Genomic DNA, 2,819 nt, shown 5'->3' with positions numbered 1-2,819 from the left:
AGGTGAAGTTTCTGGTGGTTGCAGGAGTGGTTCCATCCCAGGAGTCCCGGCGTTGGACAGGGCGTATCAGAGCGTCGTAGTCGTATTCATGGCGGCCCGCTGATTCACCATTTGCTCCTTTCTTGTAACCGATGGCGGTTACAAGGTTCAGTGTGGGATGGTAGGTATTGCAGCGGACCATGCCGTTGGGGTAGTTGAGGTAATTGAGGAAGCCGCTGGTTGGATCGTACTCCCAGGTAAAGGGAGAAGCGATGCCTTCCAGATTTATCCCAATCATGCCGCCTTTGGAGTCATAGTCAAGATGGGAGTGCTGCACGGTACGGGTTCCAAGCATCAGGCGGCAGCCGGCCGAACGGCCAAAGGCATCGTATTCTTCCTGAAGAGAGCTTTCCACGGTTCCAAAGGAAGTGTCCTGTTGCGTTCTTCCATAGGCATCATAAGAAAATTCCCTTAATCCAGAGGCGTCCCGGACGTAGGTCATTTGTCCGATGTGGTTGTAGGAGAACTCCCATCCCGGAGTATCGTCATTGTGGGAGACGGAGACAAGTTCTCCTGTCAATGGAGCATAGGCGTACGTCGTGACAATGCCTCTGGCCTTGGTGACGGTTTCCGGACGGTTGAACTGGTCGTAGGTTCTGAGAACGCAGGAGCCGTCGGCATAGGTTTTTTTCAGTTCCAGATCGGTGGCTGGATCGTAGAGCCAAGTGGTGGTGTCTCCGTCGGTTCGGCCGGAAGGATCGGTGGTGATGTCGCCTTCGTTTGCACGGAAGGTAGTCAGGGCCACCATGCGGTCGGCTTCGTCATAGGAAAAACAGGCCGGCTGGACGGCGGTGCCGTACTCGGCCGTCTTTCTGCCGCGGATATCATAGGAGTAGTAGGTCGTGCCTCCCAAAGCATCGGTGATGCAAGCCACGGCGTCACAGCAGGACAAGTAGCTGGTGGTGGTCACGTTGCCTGCAGGATCGGTGACTTTGACAGTACGTCCGGCAAGGTCAGTTTCTGTAGTAGCGACATTGCCGCGACCATCGGTTTTTTCCAGAATCATCCGTGTAGAGGTACAGCAGAACTGTTGTGAGGAACGGATTCCGGCGTGATCAGTCTGGTTTGTTGTAAATCCATCTACGATGACTGATTCAGCTGTGATCTCCGAAGTTGGAATCCGGCTGAACTGGGTGCGCTTGGTTGGAGCAGTATACTCCGTCCATTTTACGCTCTGCTGACTGTAGACGTCCGTCGAAATGGTCTTGCTTTCCAATACAGGACTGAGTTCGGAAACCATATTCTCCGTGGTTTGAATGAGGGGGAGGCCGTCGGCATTATAGGTCGTGGAAGTCTGCACCTGGTAGACGCCGTCTTCTCGAACCCGGAAGCAGGATGAGGTTTCCGATATCCTGTTTTTTGAAGTATCCTCCGGATGCAGAGTGTCCAATAGAACAATTCGTCTTACGGCTTGTCCCAGCTCATTGTAGACTGTGACCATGGGAGCAAGATCCTCTGTCTGGGAACGCACAAGCAGTCCTTTGTCATTGTAATTATTTCTAGTAACGATGATCCCTCCCTTGGTATTGGGCTGTTCCTGCCGGATGATTTGGCCAAAACCGTTTTCCAGCCTCCGCGACAGCACGACTCCCCTGGACAAGGTCGTGGTCAGGATGCCTTCTTCGGTCAGTTCCAGCCGGGTCTCCATCTCACGCTGCCCCGTGCCACCCTGAAACAGGACAACGCCATCATAGTACTTTTGGGTGACCAGCGTAGCGCCTGCTGGGTTGGTGACGGTTGTCGTAAGCTGATCGTGGCTGTACTCGGTTCGTGTGATGCGTCCCAGCAAGTCCGTGGAGGAAACGACCCGTCCCAGATCATCGTACTCTGTACTTTGCATCGTCGTCATGGCCCCTATGTCGCGGCGCGTGGCAATCGTCCTTCCCGCCGCATCATAGCTGTAGGAATTAATCGTTTCTGGCGTAGTCTCGGTAGCCGAGCGGATGGTTTCCACCAGCTGCTTGGCCGAGTTGTACCCATAGCTGGTGGTGATGCCGTCTTCATCGGTTTCCCTCAACGGCCCACAGCACATCCATTCCGTCGTACTGGTTCTGCCGTTGCCCCTCGTCGTCTTGACGAGCCTCTGCTCGTCATCATATTCATAGTCCTCCGAGGCAATCAGCGACCAGCCTTCTCCGGTGTGAACGTATTGTTCTTTCCTGGTGGTGGCGCCGTTTTCAGCAATGTATTCTATGTTCCGGGTACTTTGTCCGGGAACGATACTTCCATTAGCCTGCACAGTCTCCGTCACCTTGTGGAGAGCCCCGTATTCCGCGGCTGCTTCATAGGTGTAGACCCTCTGGACGCCATTGATGCCCTGGCTCATCTTCTGCCTGCCCCGGGCGTAGGGGTATTCGGCAGCTTCCCCATAAGTCTCCTCTACACTCGTATGGACCTGGTCGGAACCCAGGGCGGTTTCCGTGACCGTGGTGCGGTTCACCTGCGGGCTGTCTTCATACGTGTAAGTGCGCTTGCCAAGTTCCGTTTCCGTCCCATCCTCGGCAATGATTACTTCAGTTTCCGTAGCGGGTCTGAAGTCATTGAAGCGCAGGTTGGCGTAAGTGGTTCGGGTCCCTCTCTCCCCGCCTCCGGCCCAGGGAGTAGCGGAGAGCACGGTTTTGCCCTGGTCATCGTACTCGTAGCGCGTATAGCCGCCATTGGGTTTGAGTTCCAGGGACACCCGGAACTGGTCGTTGTAGGTATAGAGGGTGGTCTGGGCCAGAGAGGTCTTGTATCCCTCCGTCCGGCTGATGGTCAGCCAGCCGCCGTCGGTATACTTC

1 pseudogene is annotated in these 2,819 nt (G+C 55.2%); it reads right to left on the bottom strand.

The features are described 5' to 3' along the window. Window positions 1-2,819, bottom strand: a pseudogene (locus tag HJW02_RS12815) (RHS repeat protein); the annotation flags it as partial.

The organism is Akkermansia sp. GGCC_0220 (assembly GCF_017566105.1).
Classification (GTDB): domain Bacteria; phylum Verrucomicrobiota; class Verrucomicrobiia; order Verrucomicrobiales; family Akkermansiaceae; genus Akkermansia; species Akkermansia massiliensis.
The sequence above is the reverse complement of the archived record's forward strand: the minus strand, read 5'-3'. Positions and strand labels throughout refer to the sequence as shown.